The sequence below is a fragment of the Streptomyces chattanoogensis genome (assembly GCF_001294335.1).
Lineage (GTDB): Bacteria > Actinomycetota > Actinomycetes > Streptomycetales > Streptomycetaceae > Streptomyces > Streptomyces chattanoogensis.
The window spans coordinates 339,097-357,712 of record NZ_LGKG01000196.1; the positions used below are offsets into that span (position 1 = coordinate 339,097).

Consider the following 18,616-nt stretch of genomic DNA (forward strand, 5'->3'; position numbering starts at 1 on the left):
GTTTCCGGACTACTCCCGGGTACGTGAAGAACGCGCCAACAAGTTGACCTCGACGTCAACTCAGGTCACTCGAAAGCGTTACGCTACATATCCGTAAGGTGATCTTCGGACACGTACGGGAGTTGTAGTGCAGAGGGTGAGTGCGGGGACGGCCCCGGGAAATCCCAAGTCCCCCTTCCCTTTCTGGCTGCTGCCGCCTGCCGCCCTCGCGGTGGCCACCGCCGTAGCCACGGCGGTGGGACCGGCCTCCGCGTCCACGACCGTTCTCTGCCTCGGTGTGGCGGCGGTCGTCGTCACCGCCGTCGCCTGCGCCGAGGCCCGGCGCAGGGCCCGCCGCATCGCCGTGCTGGAGGCCACGGCCGCCGCCCGCCAGGAGGCCCTCGCCCACCAGGAGTCCGAAACGGTGCGGCTCGCCGAGCAGTTGCTGCCCGACGTGGTCGGCCGGCTGCGGCGCGGGGAGTTCCCCGAGGAGGTGCTGACCGGGCTCGACGCCCCGGCCGCCCACCTCGCGGTGCTGCGCTCGGTGGTCGACGCGGTGGCCGCCGAGGAGGACCTGCGCGACTCCGCACAGCGCGCCTTCGTGAACATCGCCCGACGGGTTCAGGCCATCGTTCACCAGCAGGCCCAGGAACTGCGGGAGATGGAGGACCGGCACGGACAGCGCCCGGACGTCTTCGGCGATCTCCTCCGGCTCGACCACGGCACCGCGCTGATCGGCCGGCTCGCCGACTCCATCGCCGTCCTCGGCGGTGCCCGTCCGGGCCGCCAGTGGTCGAAGGCGGTGCCCCTCTACTCCGTGCTCCGCGGCGCGATGTCCCGGATCATCGACTACCAGCGCGTCGAGCTGCATTCGGTCTCCGAGATCGCCGTCGTCGGCACCGCCGTCGAACCGCTGATCCACGCCCTGGCCGAACTGCTCGACAACGCCACGCGCTATTCGCCGCCCAACACCCGCGTCCATCTCACCGCCGTCGACGTCCAGTCGGGCATCGCCATCGAGATCGAGGACGGCGGTGTCTCGATGAGCGAGGAGGCCCGCGCCCGCGCCGAGCGGATGCTGCTCCAGGCCCAGCAGGGCATCGACGTCAACGACCTCGGCGAGACCCCGCGCCTCGGCCTGGCCGTGGTCGGGCGGCTGGCCCAGGCGTACGGCTTCCAGGTGTCACTGCGGCCGTCGGCGTACGGCGGCGTACGGGCCGTGCTGATCGTCCCGCAGGAGCTCATCACCACGGCGGCCGGCGCCACGGGGCGCGCGCACGGCATCGGTACGTCGTCGGGGCCGCGGATCGCCGCGGACACCCCGTCGGCGCAGGTGCCGGTCGTCGCGCGCGCCGCCACCGGCCCGACCGTGGACGCGGAAGCTCCCGTGGTCACCGAACGCACGGCGAACGGCCTGCCGCAGCGCCGCCGCAAGAGCCCGGTCACCCCGCCCGAAGCCGCGCCGGCCCCGAGCGGGCCGGCACCCGCTGCCGACTCCGCGGACGCCGTCCAGCCCGGCATGTGGCTGGCCGCGTTCCAGAGCGGTGTCTCGGGCGAGACCACACAGAACGGCGATACCGCGCAGAACGGCGAGACCACGCCGGATCAGGATCAAGACCTCGACGTCGCCGCCTCGGCGCCCGCGTCGGCAAGCAAGGGGAACGAGCAGTGATGCAGCAGCAGGACCTGGGTTACGCCGGCAGCACCGGCCGGACCGGCAGCATGGACTGGATGCTCAAGGACCTGGCCGAGAGCGTCCCGCAGACCCGCCAGGTGGTGGTGCTCTCCGCGGACGGCCTGCGCATGGCCCAGCACGGCGGGGACACCGACGCCGCGGACCGCCTGGCCGCGGCCTGTGCGGGACTGCAGAGCCTCGCGGGCGCGGTCGCGGCCGAACTCCCGCACAGCGAGGGGCGGATGCGACTCGTCGTCATCGAGATGGACGCCGGCTTCTTCTATCTGATGGCGGCGGGCGCGGGCGCCTATCTCGCGGTACTGGCCGACGACGGCGTGGACGCGGGCCTGATGGGCCAGCGGATGCGCGACCTCGTACTGCGGATCGGAGAGCACCTGAGCACGCCGCCGCGGCAGGACGGGCAGGCCGCCAGGTGACCCAGCCCTCCGGCCAGGAATGGGACGTGGGCGGGCCCGAGCGGCTCTATGTGATCACTGGTGGGCGCAGCGGTTCGTCCGCGCCCACCGAGCTCGACCTGGTCACGCTGATCGTGGCCGGGTCGGGCCCGCGGCCCGGGATGCCGCCGGAGCATGCGGACATCGTCCGCATCTGCCACCGGCCGCTGTCCGTCGCGGAGATCTCCGCGCACCTGGGCCTGCCGGTCAGTGTGGTGACCGTGCTGCTCAGCGATCTGCTGGCCGACAAGCGGGTCACCGCCCGGCCGCCGGTGCCGCCCGCACAACTCCCCGACATCGCGTTGATTGAGGCAGTGATCGATGGACTTCAAAGGCTCTGACCGGGCCACCGGGCAGCAGCTCGCCGGGCCGCGGAGCGAGGACGTGCTGCCCGAGACCGCGGCCGCCGCGGTCAAGGTGGTGATCGTCGGCGGATTCGGGGTCGGCAAGACGACCCTGGTCGGCTCGGTCAGCGAGATCCGGCCGCTGACCACCGAGGAGACGATGACCCAGGCCGGGGTCGGCGTCGATGACACGGCCGGGATCGCGGGCAAGTCCACGACCACCGTGGCAATGGATTTCGGCCGCATCAGCATCAACGAACAGCTGGTGCTCTATCTGTTCGGCACCCCGGGACAGGAGCGCTTCTGGTTCCTGTGGCGCGGCCTGTTCGAGGGCGCGCTCGGCGCGGTGGTGCTGGTGGACACCCGCCGCCTCGAGGTGAGCTTCGACGTGATCGGACGCCTGGAGGAGCGCCGCGTGCCGTTCGTCGTCGCCGTCAACACCTTCCCCGATGCGCCGGGTTACCCGGTCGAGGAACTGCGGGGCGCGCTCGACCTGCCGGAGTCGGTGCCGATCGTGGAGTGCGACGCACGGCTGCGCACCTCGAGCCGCGACGTCCTGATGACCCTGATGCACTACCTGTATTCCCTGGCCACGCCGACGGAGGCCTCGTGAACACCCCCGACCCGTCCCCCGCCCCTCCCCCGGGCTGCCCCGCGCACGGGCTCGGCGCCGAGGGGATCCGCAGGCTGTACGGCCCCGAGGCGGAGGCGGATCCGCGCGGGCTGTACGAGAAGCTGCGGGACGAACACGGCGCCGTCGCCCCGGTGCTGGTCCACGGCGACCTGCGAGCCTGGCTGGTCCTCGGCCACCGCGAGAACCTCGACGTGGCCCGTACGCCGTCCCGCTTCTCCCGCGACTCCCGGCGCTGGCGCGATCTGCGCGAGGGCCGGGTCCCGGCCGACCATCCGCTCACCCCGATCGCCGCCTGGCAGCCGGTGTGCAACTTCGCGGACGGCGCCGAGCACGAGCGGCTGCGCGGCGCGGTCACCGAGTCCCTGGAGCGCTTCGACCGCCGGGGGATCCGCCGCTATGTCACCCGCTTCGCGGGCCAGCTGATCGACCGGTTCGCGCAGAACGGCCGCGCCGACCTGGTCCAGGACTTCGCCGAGCAGCTCCCGATGCTGGTGATGACCCAGCTCGTCGGCATGCCCGAGTCCTACGGTCCGCGGATCGTGGAGGCGGCCCGCGACATGCTCAAGGGCACGGAGACGGCCGTCCAGTCGAACGAGTACATCACCCAGGCGCTGCGCCAGCTGGTCGAGCGCAAGCGGGAGCAGCCCGGCCGGGACTTCACGTCCTGGCTGCTGGAGTCGGGCGCGGCGGGGCAGGGTGCGGCGCTGTCGGACGAGGAGATTCTCGAGCACGTACGCCTCGTCCTCATCGCCGCCTTCGAGACGACGGCCAACCTGATCGCGAACACCCTCCGCCTGGTCCTCACCGACCGCCGCTTCCGGGCCAGCCTGTCCGGCGGTCATATGACGCTGCCGGACGCCCTCGAGCAGGTGCTGTGGGACGAGCCGCCGCTCACCACCATCCTGGGCCGGTGGGCCACGGGCGACACGGTGCTCGGGGGCGCGGAGATCCGCGAGGGCGACATGATGCTCCTCGGCCTCGCGGCGGGCAACGTGGACCCCGAGATACGCCCCGACCTCGCCTCGCCGGTGCACGGCAACCGCTCGCACCTCGCCTTCAGCGGCGGGCCGCATGAGTGCCCGGGCCAGGACATCGGGCGGGCGATCGCGGACAGCGGGATCGACACCCTGCTCACCCGGCTGCCCGATCTGGAACTGGCCGTACCCGAAGGCGCGTTGATGCGCTCCGCATCGCTGATGTCGCACCAGCTGGTGAGCCTGCCGGTGACGTTCACGCCCCGGGGGGCCGGGGTGACGGGCTCGACCCCGGTGCAGCCCCGGTCGTCTCCGCTGCCTGCGGCCGTACCGGCACCCACACCCTCGGCACCGGCGGAGGCGGCCGCCCCCCGGTCGTGGTGGTCGCGGCTGTTCGGCTGAGCATGCGCCGGGCGGGCCTGGTCCCCGGCCCGCCCGGCAGGGTCTAACCGATGAGCTCGGCCCACCACCAGTCGATGGCCGGAATGCCGGGCGCGGCCACGGCCGGATCCCGGGGAACCGGGCTCCACGTCACGTCATACGACGCCCCCTCGGCCGGCAGCGCATTGCGGTTCCGCGGACTCGCGAACCGGGGCGCCAGGTTCTGCCACTCGATACACCCGCTCACGTAGTGGGCCAGCGAGTCCAGATAGCGCAGCAACTCCGCGGAGGCCCCCCGCGCAACCTGCTCCCGCCCCTGGATGAACAGCGTCATCACCCGGTCCCGCAAGGCCACCGCGGGCCCCATCGCCTCCCGCGGTGAACAGCCCGCTTCGGCCGCCACCACGTTCAGCAGGTTCTGCTCCCAGGGCGACTGGTGGTCCTCCTTGTTGTAGGAGAACAGGTCGTTGTCGCACGACACGAGGAGCGCCGCCGCATCCGTCAGCGCCTGCACCGGCGCCGAGTACAGCTCGTCGGCCGGCACCGCGATCCCGTTGGCCGCATCGCACCAGGTGAGCGTGAACCGCGTCCCGTTCACCGACATCCGCATCGCGCAGAATTCGTTCAGGGACGGCATCACCCCGCGCTCGGCGTTCGCGGTCTGCCACCCCGCCCCGAGCAGCCAGTCCCGCGTCCCCTCGGCGAACCTGCGCAGCTCGAAGGGGCTGAGCATGGCCCGCGTGCGGACGACCAGGTCGTCCAGCGCGGTGGTGAGCGGCGAGGACGGCAGCAACGCGGAGCCCGGCGCCTCGATGGACCGGATCAGCCGGACGCTGTGGTCGGCGATCGCCGCCGTACTGACCGACGTGGAGCCGGAGTCCTGCCAGTCGTCGATGGCATTGGCCCAGTAGTTCCACTGCATGAACAGCAGGATCGGCTCGGGCTCACCGTACGGAATGATCCGCGAGGTGAAGTCGGCGCTGTGCGTGGCAAGGCCCCAGGCCCGCTCGGTGGCGTCGGGGTAGATCCCGAAGCGGTCGATCCACTCGACGGCCCGGGCCTCGAGCTCCTCGGCCTCGGGGTGGATCAGCGAGGCGTTGAACGGACAGTAGAAGGGCGGGAGTTCCCAGCCGATCCGGGAGGGCGCACTGTCGGCCGCGTAGACGGGAGGCATCGGTTCAGCAGTCCCCGCCCATGAGGCGGAACATCAGCAGCCGTGTCTCCAGCGCGTGATCCCGCCAGATCCTGAAGAGCTTGCCGTGGGTGACGGCGGACTCGGTGAGCCGCTCCCGCGACCACGCGCCCGCCTCCTCGCCGCGCTCGACCCGCTCCAGCTCCGCCGTGTTCCACGCCATGGACTGCACCCAGAACTCCGCGACCCGGTCGGTCACGTCCTCGTCCTGCTCCAGCTCGAACCCTGCCTTCCGGGCCGCGCGGATGTATTCGGTGAGCGTCCCGAGCCTGGTCTTGTAATAGCCGTCGATGAACTCGGTCCACTCCGGCCGGCAGATGAAGTGCTCCTGGATCCCGAACCAGCCACCTGGCTTCAGGGAGCGGGCCACCACCTCGAAGAGCCGCTCACGGTCCATGTAGCCGGAGCTCTCGTTGGCGTACGCGGCGTCGTACTTGCGGTCGGCGGCATAGCTGTGGATGTCCGCGAGCACCGGGGTGACGCGCTGCGCCACGCCGGCGGCGGCGGCGAAGTCCCTGATGACCGGGAGGTGGTCGCCCGCGACGGTGAGTCCGGTGACGTCCGTGCCGTGCTCCTGCGCCCAGTAGATCGAGCCGCCGCCCACACCGCAGCCTATGTCGAGCAGCGAACCGGGCGGGGTGGCGTATGCGCCCCAGGTGCGGGCCGCGTGGTCGACTATCGCTTCCTGGGAGGCCACGATGCGGCGCTGCAACACCCGCTGGGAGACGGTGGTGTTGGGGGCATGTCCCGGCTCGAAGAGACCCATGTGGAAGTGGACGCGCGGGCCGGGTCCGTATTTGTGGAGGATGCCTGCGGTCTTGCGCGAGTAGTACAGGGGCACTCGTGTCTCGTCAAAGGCGAGGAGACTGCGGTTCATCGATTCTCCGGTCGGTACGGCGTGGGGGTGAACAAGCGGATCAACCTTGCCCGAAAGTGATCGGTCCCGCCACGTCCGCCCTGTTAAATGCACGCCGACTTCGCGCCCGGTGCGGTAAGGAGCCTGAAGCGGCGTCACATGGTGACGCCCGGCGGACGGGTGCTCGATGCGTTGCCGTCCGCCGGGCGTGGCCGGGCCGCCGGGCCCCGCCCCCTCCTCGGGGCCCGGCGAGGGAAAGGAGCTCAGCCGCTGAGCTCGTCGAAGCGGCTGACGAGTCCGGCGCGGCCGGCCTCGGTGAGGTCGCCGTGCAGGCGCAGCCGCGCGAGGCCGCCGTCGGGGAAGACGTCGAGGCGTACGTGGGTGGCGGTGACCCGGCGCGGCAGGGCGAAGCGGTGCGGGGTGTCGGGCTGCAGCTTCGTCCGCGGCAGGATCTCGAACCACGACGCCTCGTCGTCCGGCGTTCCGTCGCAGCCGTGAAGGGCCGCCCAGCCGGCGGAGTTGCCCTTGAGGTACGCGGTGTCGATCTCGACCGCACGGATCTCGCCCTGCGCGGCGAGCCGGAAGCGCACCCAGTCGTTGGTGCCCCGGACCCGGCGGCGGCGGTTCTCCCAGCCGTCGTCCATCTTGCGGGAGAGGTCGGGCTGGATGATCTGGGTGGGCGAGGAGTAGAAGCGGTCGGAGGCGTCCTCGACGGTGCCACCGTGCATGACGGAGGCCAGGTCGAGGGTGCCCAGGACGTCCAGCCACTCCGGGTCCGGCACGACCTCGCCGTAGACCCTCAGGCGGGCTATGCCGCCGTCGGGGTGCTGCTTGAGGCGCAGGTGGGTGAAGCGGCGCTCGACGGTGACCTCGAAGCCGTTGGCGGCGTGGCCGCGGACGGGCGTGCGCGGGACCAGCTCCTCCCACTTCACGTCGTCGGCGAGCAGGTCCTCGGGGCTGGGGCTGCCCGGGAGCGCGGTGGCCTCGAGGGTGATCTGCTGCGGGTAGTTGCCGCGGAAGTGGGCGGTGTCGACGATGACGCCGCGGATCACGCCGGGGGCGGCGAGGCGGATCAGCGCCCAGTCGTGCTCGTCGTCGGTCGGGAAGGGGTGGTCGCCGTCGGCGCCGCGGCGGCGTCGGGTCTCCCAGCCGTCCATGATCTTGCCCTTGTGGCCGAAGTGCTCGGGGTCGAAGACCGCCGGGCCCGGCTTCAGCAGGTTCTCGCGCTCGGCGAAGAACTCGTCGTTCGCGGCGATCACACCGGCGCCGAAGCGGCGGTCGGCGAGATCGACGAGCGAGGTGAAGGGGAAGTCCCCGCCGCGGTAGTCGGCGTAGGGGTCACCGCCGCCGTACGGGTTGGCGTCGTTGGCGTGCGGATCGGTGGAGTCGGCGGCCGGGGTGGCGGTCATCGTTGCCCTTCGGTGCGGAGGCTGGTGCGGACCCGTCCACGGTCGCAGGCCCCACCCCACAGGTCCATCGAAAGTTCTTGACGGTTATGTTCAGCAGGATTGAACGGTCACGGGGGTTAAACCGTCAGCCGATGTGAGCTTCGCCCGGTGCCTGGGCGGCCGCCGCATGCCGCAGCGCGGCCAGTACGCGGGCCAGGCCCGGCGCCCCCTCGGAGCCGCGCCGGGCGGCCGCCACCACATGGCGGCGCGGCTGGTCGGCGTGCAGCACCCGGAGAGCCACCCCGGCGCCCCGCTCCCCGCGCGACACCGCGCCGCCCCCCGCCATCGCCATCCGCGGCACCAGCGCCACCCCCATCCCCGCCGCGACCATCGCCAGAATCGCGCTCCAGTCCGCCGCCGCATGCGCCTGCTCCGGCACGAACCCCGCGTTCTCGCAGGCCGTGGTGGTGATCTGCGACCAGGGCCCGCTGCTGCCGAAGATCCAGGGCTCGTTGGCCAGATCCGCCAGCCGCAGCCCCGGTTCGGCGGCCAGCGGATGCCCGGCCGGCAGCGCCACGTCCAGCGGGTCGGCCAGCAGCGAGACCCGGCTGAACTTCGGGTCACGGGGCGTCGGGGCATGCGCGGCCAGCGACAGCGCGAGATCGACGCTGCCCTCCGCCAGCAGCTCGTACGCGGCCTCCGCCTCCGCCTCCCGTACGGCGACCGACAGGCCCGGATGCGTACGCCGCAGCTCCTGGACGGCGGGCACCACCAGGGCGGGAATGGCCGTGGAGAACGCGCCGACCCGGACCTGTCCGGCCTCGCCCTGGAGGTAGTCCAGGAGTTCCGCGTCCGCCCGCTCGAGCTGGGCGAACACCGCCTCGGCGTGCCGCAGCACCAGCTGCGCGGCGTCGGTCAGCCGCACCCGGCGTCCATGCGCCTCCAGGAGCGTGACGCCGAGCTGCCTGGCCAGGCCCGTCAGCTGCTGCGAGACCGCCGAGGGCGTCATGTGCAACGCCTCGGCGGTCGCGGTGACCGTACCCAGCTCTTGGAGGGTGCGCAGGATACGCAGCTTTTTGATGTCCCAGTCGGCCATACGCGGCAGCGTACGCTGCGGTTTCTCCCCACGTTTTCGGCTTTCCCGCCGTGGTGGCTTCTCGCCGTTGCGCCTGCGGCGGGCCGATCCGCTGCGCTTTGCCAGGGCCGTACGTTGTCGGCCTCCCCGCCGTGGGTGCCTCTCGCCGTTGCGCCTGCGGCGGGCGTGGGTTGTACGGGAGCGGTGCCCCTCCTCCGGACTTCGTCCTGCGGAGCGGCCCCTCCCGTGGGTGGGGGAAGAGGCCGGTGGGGGCTGGTGTGGTTCGTTCGCTGCGGGCAGGTGGCGTCAGCGTTTGTTTCCGGCGCCGAGTGCGACGCCCGCGACGATCAGGGCCATGCAGACCGTCTGCATGACGCCCACGGGCTCGTCCAGGACCGCGGACGACAGCAGCGCCACACAGACCGGCTGGAGGTAGTAGACGATCCCGGCCCGTGCGGCGCCGACCAGGGCGATGGCCTTGTTCCAGGTGAAGTAGGCGACGGCGGACGAGAAGACGCCGATGTAGAGAAGCGGGGCGACGGTCCCGGTGGTGGGGGCGAAGCCGCCTTCGACGGCAAGGCTCACTGCGTACGCCGGGAGCAGCATCGCCGCGCCCAGCGCGAAGGTCATGAAGAGGAACGGAACCCCGCCGATCTCCCGGGGACGGCGGCGCAGCAGGGCGCTGTAGCCGGCGAAGGCGGCCGTCGCGGCGAGCATCCACAGATCGCCGGTGGCGAAGTCGAGATGGAGGACGGCCGCCGGTGAGCCCTTGCCGACCAGCGTCACCACACCCGCCAGCGCGAGCGCCATTCCGGCGGTCCGCCGCCCGCCGAGCCGCTCCCCGCCGCGGGCGAACAGGGCGATCAGCACCGGCGAGGCCGCCGCGATCATGGCCATGTTGGTGGCGGAAGTGCTGCGCCCCGCCTGGTAGATGAGGGTGTTGAAGAGGGTGACGCCCAGCAGGGCGGCCAGCGCCAGGAAGCCGAGGTGCCGGCGGATGACCGGCCACTGGCGGCGGACCGGCGCAGCGGCGAGCGGCGCCACCGCGAGCAGCGCGATGATCCACCGCCAGAAGGCGGTCTGGACGGGCGGGACGGTGTCGTGCAGGGCGCGGGCGATGACGAAGTTGCCGGACCAGACGACGGTCGCCGTCAGGGCGAGCGCCAGGCCGGAGCTCTGCGCGGACGGTGTGCGGGGGGCGCGGACCCGTTCCAGGACTGCCACGGTTTCCTCTCCTCGGGGGCGGTGGGACTCCACCGTGACAGCCCGGGAACCATCAGGTCCATCGAATAGTTTTGTTTGTTTCTTTTAGGGAAATTGAATGGTTGGGGCGGCCTCAGCCGCGGGCGGCCTCACGGCGGGCCCGGATGGCCGCCTGGCGCTCGTCGAACTTCCGCGCCTGGCCGTCCAGGCCGTCCATGAAAAGCCCCAGCTCCTCCTGGGCGCGCAGCCCGGCGGGTCCCAGGCCGCCGATCTCCAGCACCTTGAGGAAGCGCAGGACGGGCTGCAGTACGTCGTCGTGGTGGATGCGCAGGTTGTAGATCCCGCCGATGGCCATCCGGGCGGCGGCCCGCTCGAAGCCAGGCATGCCGTGGCCGGGCATCCGGAAGCCGGTGACGACGTCGCGTACGGCGCACATGGTCTGGTCGGGCGCCATCTCGAAGGCCGCGCCGAGCAGATTGCGGTAGAAGACCATGTGGAGGTTCTCGTCGGTGGCGATCCGGGCCAGCATCCGGTCGCAGACGGGGTCGCCGGAGTGGTGGCCGGTGTTGCGGTGCGAGATCCGGGTGGCCAGCTCCTGGAAGGCGACATACGCCACGGAGTGCAGCATGCTGTGCGAGTTGTCGGACTCGAAGCCCTCCGACATATGGGACATCCGGAACCGCTCCAGCTCGACCGGGTCCACCGCGCGGCTGGTGAGCAGGTAGTCGCGCATCACGATGCCGTGTCGGCCCTCCTCCGCGGTCCAGCGGTGCACCCAGGTGCCCCAGGCGCCGTCCCGGCCGAAGAGGGTGGCGATCTCGTGGTGGTAGCTGGGGAGGTTGTCCTCGGTCAGCAGGTTGACCACCAGTGCGATCCGGCCGATGTCGGTGACCTTGGACTGCTCGATCGACCAGGGCTCACCGCCCAGCGGGCCGTCGAAGTTCCGCCCGTCGCTCCAGGGGACGTACTCGTGCGGCATCCATTCCTTGGCGACCTTCAGATGCCGGTTGAGCTCCTTCTCGACGACCTCTTCGAGTGCGTAGAGGAGCTGTGCGTCGGTCCAGGCGGCCTGGCCGCGCTCTCCGTTGTGGCGGGCGGGGGCGATGGTCACGGGGGAACTCCGGGGGACGACGAAACCTACGGTGTCGCAGGCGGGGGACCTACGGGGCCGTAGGTTACGTCATCGTAGGTTGGGCCCGGTTAAAGACGCCCCCCTCCCCAAACCGGTGGAAATCCACTCGATAGGCACTCCGCAACCCCTTTTTCACCTGCGGAAACGCCCCCCAATAGCGCGGGGCATACAAAAGGGCGCCCACCGGTTCGTATGAACCGGTGGGCGCCCTCGAGGCGTCACGGAGGCTTGCGCCCCGCCCTGTGATGTCAGCCCTTGGCCTGCTTGCGGGACTTGTCGCCCGCGATGACCAGCCCGGCGATGACCAGGAAGAGCACGATGGGTGCGACGACATAGAGGCCGAGCGTCTCGACCACGTTCAGGCCCGGACCCGGGTCGTCACCGTCGTCGGGGATGGCCGCAGCCGCAAACACGGGGGACGACATCATCAGCATCAGCGCGGTGCCGGCCGTGATGGTCCCGGCGCGCAGGGCATTCTTCTTGACCTTGTGGCTCACGGAGTCAACGTATCCGACGCCCCGACGCCCCGCGCGCCCGGGGTGGCGTGCGGGGTGCGCAGCGGCGGAGGTCTCAGCGCCCGCCGTTGCCGAATTCCCGCATCAGGGTGTGCAGTCGGGGCGATGCGGCCAGCTGTTCAAGGGTCTGCGGGCGGCCGTCCGGGTCCGCGATCGGCAGGCGCCAGTTCGGGTATTCGTCCCAGGTCCCGGGGAGGTTCTGGGGGCGGCGGTCGCCCACCGCGTCCGGGAGCCAGATCCCGACCAGCCGCGCGGGGGTGCGCAGCAGGAAGCGGTGTACGGCCCGGACCGCGGCCTCCTCGTCGGCCGGGCCCTCCGGCAGCAGGCCGTGCCGGGTCAGCTCGCCCAGCCATGCGGCGAGTTCGCAGGTCGCGCGGGAGCGTTCGCGTTCCGGCGGGCCGGTGAGCAGGCCGAGCCGCTCGCGCAGTGCGATGTCCTCGCCGGTGAGCCGGGCGGCGGTGGTCGGCAGGTCGTGGGTGGTGGCGGTGGCCAGACAGCCGGTGCGCCATTCCTCGGGGGCGAGGATGCGCGCCTCGGCGGGCGCTTCGGCATCGCCGGCCTCACTGGCGGCGTCCGCCGCCGCGTAGTCCCGCTCGAACCACAGCACCGAGGTGCCCAGGACCCCGCGCTCGGCGAGCGCCTCCCGGACGCCCGGCTCGACCGTCCCCAGGTCCTCGCCGATCATCGCGGCGCCCGCCCGGTGCGCCTCCAGGGCCAGGAGGGAGAGCATCGCCTCGCCGTCATAGCGGACGTAGGCCCCCTCCGTCGGCGGCCGGCCCTCCGGCACCCACCAGAGCCGGAAGAGGCCCATGACGTGGTCGATGCGCAGTCCGCCGGCGTGCCGCAGCAGGCCGCGCAGCAGATCGCGGTACGGGGCGTAGCCGGAGGCGGCCAGGGCGTCGGGGCGCCAGGGCGGCAGGCCCCAGTCCTGGCCGCGGGCGTTGAAGGCGTCGGGGGGCGCGCCGATGGACATGCCGGCGGCGAAGGCGTCCTGCTGGGCCCAGGTGTCGGCTCCGGTGGGGTGGACGCCGACCGCGAGGTCGTGGACCAGTCCGATGTCCATCCCGGCGTCCCGCGCGGCGCGCTGCGCGGCCGCCAGCTGCTGGTCGGTGAACCAGGCCAGGCGGCAGTGGAAGTCGATGCGGTCGAGGAGTTCGGCGCGCAGCCGGGCGGTGCCGGGCGAGCGGGGGCCGCGCAGCCCGGCGGGCCAGGCGCGCCAGTCGGGTCCGTGCCGCTCGGCGAGGGCGCACCAGGTGGCGTGGTCCTCCAGGGGCGTGCCCTGCTCGGCGAGGAAATCGCAGTAGGCGGCGCGCCGTCCCGGCGAGAGCGGGACCGCGCAGAGCATTTCCAGGGCCTCGCGTTTGAGCTCCCAGACGGCGTCCCGGTCGATCAGTGCGCCGCGTTCGAGGACGTCCGTACGCAGGGTGCGGGCGCGGGCGGCGAGGGCGTCGGCCCGCCGGCGCTCGGAGCCGGTCAGGTGGGCGTACTCCGGGATGTGCTCGATCCGCAGATGGACCGGGTCGGGGAAGCGGCGCGAGGAGGGGCGGTAGGGGGACGGGTCGGCGGGCGGGCCGGGGACGGCGGCGTGCAGCGGGTTGAGCTGGACGAAGCCGGTGCCGAGGGCGCGGCCCGACCAGGCGGCGAGGTCCGCGAGGTCCCCCAGGTCGCCCATGCCCCAGGAGCGGCGGGACAGGAGGGAGTAGAGCTGGACCAGGAAGCCGTGTGCGCGGCCGGGCGGGGCGGGCACCCGGTCGGGGGCGACGATCAGCCGGGCGCGGGCGGTGCGGCCGTCGGGGGCCTGCGCGTGGAGGGTGTGGACCCCCAGGGGGAGGTCCGGAGGGAGTGCCGGGCCAAGAGAGGGGGGCCGGTCCGGGGGTGCGGCCGGCATGGGGTCCGGCGGCCGGGCGTCCGCGTCCCCGCCGCGCTCGGTCTCGACCCGCACAACGGTGCCCTCGGGCAGATCGCCGAGGTCGGGCGGGCGGCCGGGGCGGGCCACGACGGTGCCGGGGAGCAGGCGGCGGCCGGCTCCGTCCTCGTACGCGGTCAGGGCGGCGCGTACGGCATCGGGCGTCGAGGCGTCGACACCTAAGGCGGCGAGCACGGCGACAACGGTGTCGTCGCCGATGTGGAGGGTCCTGCCCGGCGAGGGTTCGTAGCACGTGGCGATGCCGTGCAGCCGGGCCAGCCGCGCACGGCCCATGGGTCCTCAGACCTCCATGGACTCCGTGCCCAGCCCCGTGGCCGTCGGTTCGCTGGTCAGCGGCAGCTCGGCGGAGATCGGGACCTCGCTGGTCAGCGGCGCGGCGTCGGCGAGCGGCGGCTCGCTGGTGAGCGGCGGCTCGGCGAAGCTGAAGGATCCGGAGCCGTCGAGCCCCGAGTCGGGACCGGAGACCCCGTCGAAGAGGTCCGGCTCGGTCGGCGCGTCGCCCGGTTTGGCGGACAGCGCATCAAGGAGCAGCTGAGCGGATGCGGCCATGAGGCCCTCCGTTCATCGGTAATGGGACAGGTCTGCCCTACCCACTCGACACGATCGCAGACGCTTTTACCCATTAGACGTGACTCAGCTCACACCGCACACGCAGGCGATTTCACGGTTGGGCCGTTCGACTGACGCAGGGAGTCCGGGCAAACGGGGTATCGCGACGGAAGTTCTGCGGGCACCGGGGCCCGGCGGGCCACCGCCCCCTCCCCGGCCGTCCTCCTCCGGGCCCCCGAGGGCAGGAGGCACCCCCGACGCGCGGTTGACCCCCTTACCGACACAATGGTGAGCTGACCGCCGAAGGTCTGTCCGAACGGGCATCGGCGGCATACAGGGGGGCCGGTGCGAACCGGCGTGCGGATGAGGGGACGAGGAGCGAGCCGTGCGGGTCCGGGGCGTATGGAGCGGCGGAAGTTTCGGCAAGGGCAGCAGGGGCGGCGGCGCGGGCCCCAAGGCGCGCGTGGCGGGAACCGCCGCGCTGGCCGCCGCGGTCATCTCCGGGCTGCTCGGCGGCGCGCCCGGCGCCCAGGCGGCGCCCGCGGACCCGTCGGTCGGCACCCCCGACCGGCCGGACCGCCCGGCGGACGCCGGCACCCCGCCCGCCGTCTGGCCGCGCCCCCAGTCGATGCGGGAGCTCGCCGCCGCCGTTCCGCTCGGCGGCGAGGCGGCGCTGGTGGCGGCGCCGGACACCGACCCCTACACCCTGGACGTGGTGCGCGGCCTGCTGCGCGACGCCGGTGTACGCAAGGTCCACCAGGTGGCGCCCGGCGACCGGCTGCCCCCGGCCGGGCCCGTGATCTACCTCGGCGCACCGGCCGCGGACGCGCTGCGGGCGCTGAAGGCGCCCGGCCGCGGCGATCTGCCCGCCGGCGGCTACCGCCTCGCCGTCGGCCAGGCCGCCGGCCGCGACACGGTGGCGCTGGACGGCGTCGGCCCGGACGGCCTCTTCCACGCCGCGCAGACGCTGCGGCAGCTGGTCACCGACGGTCCGGAGGGCCGCCGGCAGCTGGCCTCGGTCGTCGTACGGGACTGGCCGGGCACGGCGGTGCGGGGCACCACCGAGGGATTCTTCGGACAGCCCTGGAGCCGGGCGCAGCGGCTGGCGCAGCTCGATTTCATGGGCCGTACGAAGCAGAACCGCTACCTCTACGCGCCGGGCGACGACCCCTTCCGCCAGACACGGTGGCGCGACCCCTATCCGGCGGCGCAGCGCGCCGACTTCCGGGCGCTGGCCGAGCGGGCCCGCGCCAACCACGTCACCCTGGGCTGGGCGGTCGCACCCGGCCAGGCGATGTGCATGTCGTCGGAGGACGACCTGCGGGCGCTGCGGCGCAAGGTGGACGCGATGTGGGCGCTGGGGGTGCGCTCCTTCCAGCTGCAGTTCCAGGACGTCAGCTACAGCGAATGGCACTGCGACGCCGACGAGGAGGCCTTCGGCAAGGGGCCGGAGGCGGCCGCCAAGGCGCAGGCCAGGGTCGCGCGGGCGCTCGCCGGCCATCTCGCCGAGCGGTATCCGGGCTCCGCGCCGCTGTCGGTGATGCCGACCGAGTACTACCAGAACGGCTCCACCGCCTACCGCGAGGCGCTGGCCGGGGCGCTCGGCGACCGGGTGGAGGTGGCCTGGACCGGCATCGGCGTGGTGCCGCGCACCATCACCGGCGGCGAACTGTCCACCGCCCGGGAGGCGTTCGGCCACCCCCTCGTCACCATGGACAACTACCCGGTCAACGACTACGCCCAGGACCGGATCTTCCTCGGCCCCTACACCGGCCGCGAGCCGGCCGTCGCCACCGGCTCCGCCGCGCTGCTCACCAATGCCATGGAGCAGCCGGTGGCCTCCCGTATCCCGCTCTTCACGGCCGCCGACTACGCCTGGAACCCGCGCGCCTACCGCCCGGCGGAGTCCTGGGAGGCGGCCATCGACGACCTGGCGGGCGGCGACCGGCGGGCCCGCGCCGCGCTCCGCGCCCTGGCCGGGAACGACGCCTCCTCCGTCCTCGGGTCCCAGGAGTCGGCGTATCTGCGGCCGCTCATGGACCGTTTCTGGAAGGCCCGGGAGTTTGCCCTGAATCATGGCCGGCCGGGCAAGGATGCGTCGTTGGCCGAGGCTGCCGAGGCCCTGCGGAGCGCGTTCCGCACGATGAGCACCGCGCCCGAGGGCCTGAGCGCGGACCTGGCGGCCGAAGTGCGGCCCTGGGCCGAGCAGTTGGGCCGTTACGGGCGGGCGGGCGAGGCGGCCGTCGACACCCTGATGGCGCAGGCACGGGGCGACGGGGATGCCGCCTGGACCGCCCAGCGCACGGTGCAGCGGCTGCGCAAGGAGGCGGAGCGGAGCCCGGCGACGGTCGGCAAGGGGGTGCTCCTGCCGTTCCTGGAGCGGGCGATGACCGAGGCCGATGCCTGGACCGGGGTACGGGCCGGCGGCCCGAAGCCCACGGAGGGCGCCGATCCCACCTCGCTGACCGTTCCGTTCGAGCGGGCCCGCCCGCTCACCGCGGTCACCGCGCTCACCGATCCGGGTCCCTCGGCGGGTGCCGTCTCCCTGGAGGCGCATGTCCCGGGCGAGGGCTGGCGCCGCCTGGGCCGGCTCTCCCCCACCGGCTGGACCGAGTCCCGCACGCCCGGCCTGCGCGCCGACGCCGTACGGCTGTCCTGGCGGGGGGCCGCCGCCGCGCCCTCCGTCCACGCCGTCACGCCCTGGTTCGGCGACACCCCGGCGGCCGGGCTGGAGCTGGCCCGCAAGGAGTCGGACGCTCAGACCGGCGGCACCGCGACGGTGGATGCCCTGGTCTTCTCCCGCCGCCCCGCCGATGTCAGCGAGGAGCTCCGGGTCAAGGCGCCCAGGGGCTTCACCGTTCATGCGCCGCACCGGGTCACCGCCCCGCGCGGCGGCACGGCGACGGTCCGGATCACGGTCGACGTCCCCGAGGACGCGCGCTCAGGCACCTATGAGATCCCCGTCACCTATGCCGGACAGGAACAGGTCCTGACCGTACGGGCCTACCCGCGCACCGGCGGCCGCGATCTTGCACGCGGCGCCGCGGCCACCTCCTCCGGCGACGAGACCGCCGACTTCCCCGCCTCGGCGGCCACCGACGGCGACCCCAGGACCCGCTGGTCGTCCCGCCCCGACGACCACGCCTGGCTGCAGTTCCCGCTCCCCCGCCCCACCCGCCTGGGCCGGCTCGTCCTGAACTGGCAGGACGCCTACGCCACCCGCTACCGCATCCAGGTCTCCCCCGACGGCCGCACCTGGCGCACCGCGGCCGTCGTCAACGATGGCAAGGGCGGCCGCGAGTCCGTCCGCATGGACGCCGGGGACACCCGCTATGTCCGTATCCAGGGTGAGAAGCGGGCGACGCGGTTCGGATATTCGCTGTGGTCGGTGGAGGCGTATGCGGTGGCCTCCGGCGAGCCGGACTCAGGCCGCGGGGACGGTCACGATCACGGCCGTCGCTGATACGGGCCGGGCCCGGCGGTGGACGACCGCCGGGCCCGGCCCGTACGTACGGAAAGACCCGGATCTACGCCGATACGGCATCGATCCGGGCCAAGGCATCATCCGCGCCGTACGGCTGCAAGTACGGCAGCCAGCGCGGGTCCCTATGCCCTGTCCCGATGATCCGCCACGCCAGTCCTGACGGCGGGGCGGGCTGATGGCGCAGCCGCCAGCCGATCTCGGCGACATGGCGATCGGCCTTGACGTGATTGCAGCGGCGGCACGCGGCGACCACGTTCTCCCAGGTGTGCTGGCCTCCCCGGCTGCGCGGGATGACGTGGTCGACGCTGGTTGCGACGCCACCGCAGTACATACAGCGCCCGCCGTCGCGGGCGAAGAGGGCCCGGCGGGTCAGGGGCACGGGGCCTCGAAAGGGCACCCGCACAAACCGCTTCAAGCGGACCACACTCGGAGCGGGTATCACGCGGGTTGCGCTGTGCATCAGGGCGCCGGACTCCTCGAGACTCACAGCCTTCTCATTGAGTACGAGGATGAGCGCGCGGCGGAGCGGTACGACGCCGAGCGGCTCGTACGACGCGTTGAGGACCAGGACATGCGGCACGGGTGCCTCCTTGTACGCCGGCGGCGCGTGGCTCGCGCCGGGACGATCTCCCCCAGTGTCCCCCGGTGCCTGGTCGGAGCGCCACCATCACCGAGTAACGGGCCGGAGGTGTTTTCCACCACACCGCCGCACTTCCCGACGGATCCGGCCCTTCCCGGTCGTTCCGGCCGTCTCCGGGACTCTTCTCACTCGAACACGGGGACGGACCGCACCCGTTGCCCCGTTAGTGTGGTTGGTCTGCCCGGTCGACGACATCCACCGAGGCCCGGGTCA

16 protein-coding genes are annotated in these 18,616 nt (G+C 72.8%); 6 read left to right on the forward strand and 10 right to left on the reverse strand.

Annotated features, from left to right (window positions below):
* Positions 1 to 127: 127 nt before the first annotated feature.
* Genes ADL29_RS37980 through ADL29_RS38000 form a run of 5 tightly spaced genes read left to right on the forward strand, consistent with a single transcriptional unit; the run spans position 128 to position 4,463 of the window.
* Complete coding sequence (locus tag ADL29_RS37980; RefSeq protein WP_425424312.1) at positions 128 to 1,651, forward strand: sensor histidine kinase; 1,524 nt, start codon at positions 128 to 130, stop codon at positions 1,649 to 1,651.
* 50 nt (positions 1,652 to 1,701) lie between these two features.
* Complete coding sequence (locus ADL29_RS37985; RefSeq protein ID WP_179954703.1) at positions 1,702 to 2,091, forward strand: roadblock/LC7 domain-containing protein; 390 nt, start codon at positions 1,702 to 1,704, stop codon at positions 2,089 to 2,091.
* Positions 2,088 to 2,450, forward strand: coding sequence for a DUF742 domain-containing protein (locus ADL29_RS37990; RefSeq protein WP_053928011.1), 363 nt, complete (start codon positions 2,088 to 2,090; stop codon positions 2,448 to 2,450). Before ADL29_RS37985 ends, ADL29_RS37990 begins: the two co-directional genes overlap by 4 nt.
* Positions 2,431 to 3,066, forward strand: coding sequence for a GTP-binding protein (locus ADL29_RS37995; protein ID WP_053928012.1), 636 nt, complete (start codon positions 2,431 to 2,433; stop codon positions 3,064 to 3,066). Before ADL29_RS37990 ends, ADL29_RS37995 begins: the two co-directional genes overlap by 20 nt.
* Positions 3,063 to 4,463, forward strand: a complete 1,401-nt coding sequence (locus ADL29_RS38000) for a cytochrome P450 (protein ID WP_053928013.1) — start codon at positions 3,063 to 3,065, stop codon at positions 4,461 to 4,463. The genes ADL29_RS37995 and ADL29_RS38000 overlap by 4 nt, the downstream gene beginning before the upstream one ends.
* A gap of 43 nt (positions 4,464 to 4,506) precedes the next feature.
* Here ADL29_RS38000 and ADL29_RS38005 read toward each other — a convergent pair whose 3' ends face one another.
* The 9 genes from ADL29_RS38005 to ADL29_RS38045 all read right to left on the reverse strand — a co-directional run bounded on the left by ADL29_RS38005 (position 4,507) and on the right by ADL29_RS38045 (position 14,279).
* Positions 4,507 to 5,616 carry a terpene synthase family protein gene (locus ADL29_RS38005; protein WP_053928014.1) on the reverse strand — a complete coding sequence of 370 codons (1,110 nt, stop codon included), beginning with the start codon at positions 5,614 to 5,616 and terminating at the stop codon, positions 4,507 to 4,509.
* A 4-nt stretch (positions 5,617 to 5,620) separates the two neighbouring features.
* Positions 5,621 to 6,511, reverse strand: coding sequence for an SAM-dependent methyltransferase (locus ADL29_RS38010; protein WP_053928015.1), 891 nt, complete (start codon positions 6,509 to 6,511; stop codon positions 5,621 to 5,623).
* 242 nt (positions 6,512 to 6,753) lie between these two features.
* Entirely contained in the window at positions 6,754 to 7,899 is a 1,146-nt protein-coding gene (gene alc, locus ADL29_RS38015; RefSeq protein WP_053928016.1) for an allantoicase, read from the reverse strand.
* Positions 7,900 to 8,023: 124 nt separating this feature from the next.
* Positions 8,024 to 8,974 (reverse strand): LysR family transcriptional regulator, encoded by a 951-nt coding sequence (locus ADL29_RS38020; protein ID WP_053928017.1) that lies wholly within the window; start codon positions 8,972 to 8,974, stop codon positions 8,024 to 8,026.
* A gap of 285 nt (positions 8,975 to 9,259) precedes the next feature.
* Positions 9,260 to 10,177, reverse strand: coding sequence for a DMT family transporter (locus ADL29_RS38025; protein ID WP_053928018.1), 918 nt, complete (start codon positions 10,175 to 10,177; stop codon positions 9,260 to 9,262).
* A 112-nt stretch (positions 10,178 to 10,289) separates the two neighbouring features.
* On the reverse strand, positions 10,290 to 11,267 hold the full coding sequence (locus ADL29_RS38030; RefSeq protein ID WP_046927995.1) for an acyl-ACP desaturase: 978 nt from the start codon (positions 11,265 to 11,267) through the stop codon (positions 10,290 to 10,292).
* Between the two features lie 269 nt (positions 11,268 to 11,536).
* Entirely contained in the window at positions 11,537 to 11,785 is a 249-nt protein-coding gene (locus tag ADL29_RS38035) for a hypothetical protein (RefSeq protein ID WP_053928019.1), read from the reverse strand.
* A gap of 73 nt (positions 11,786 to 11,858) precedes the next feature.
* Positions 11,859 to 14,003: a 4-alpha-glucanotransferase gene (malQ, locus tag ADL29_RS38040; protein WP_053928020.1), complete on the reverse strand. Its 2,145-nt coding sequence runs from the start codon at positions 14,001 to 14,003 to the stop codon at positions 11,859 to 11,861.
* Positions 14,004 to 14,009: 6 nt separating this feature from the next.
* On the reverse strand, positions 14,010 to 14,279 hold the full coding sequence (locus tag ADL29_RS38045) for a hypothetical protein (protein WP_046927992.1): 270 nt from the start codon (positions 14,277 to 14,279) through the stop codon (positions 14,010 to 14,012).
* A 463-nt stretch (positions 14,280 to 14,742) separates the two neighbouring features.
* Here ADL29_RS38045 and ADL29_RS38050 point away from each other — a divergent pair, with 463 nt between their 5' ends.
* Complete coding sequence (locus tag ADL29_RS38050; RefSeq protein WP_053928085.1) at positions 14,743 to 17,742, forward strand: glycoside hydrolase family 84 protein; 3,000 nt, start codon at positions 14,743 to 14,745, stop codon at positions 17,740 to 17,742.
* A 64-nt stretch (positions 17,743 to 17,806) separates the two neighbouring features.
* Here the strand turns inward: ADL29_RS38050 and ADL29_RS38055 are convergent, their stop codons facing one another.
* Positions 17,807 to 18,343 carry an HNH endonuclease gene (locus ADL29_RS38055; RefSeq protein ID WP_018088296.1) on the reverse strand — a complete coding sequence of 179 codons (537 nt, stop codon included), beginning with the start codon at positions 18,341 to 18,343 and terminating at the stop codon, positions 17,807 to 17,809.
* Between the last annotated feature and the right edge of the window lie 273 nt (positions 18,344 to 18,616).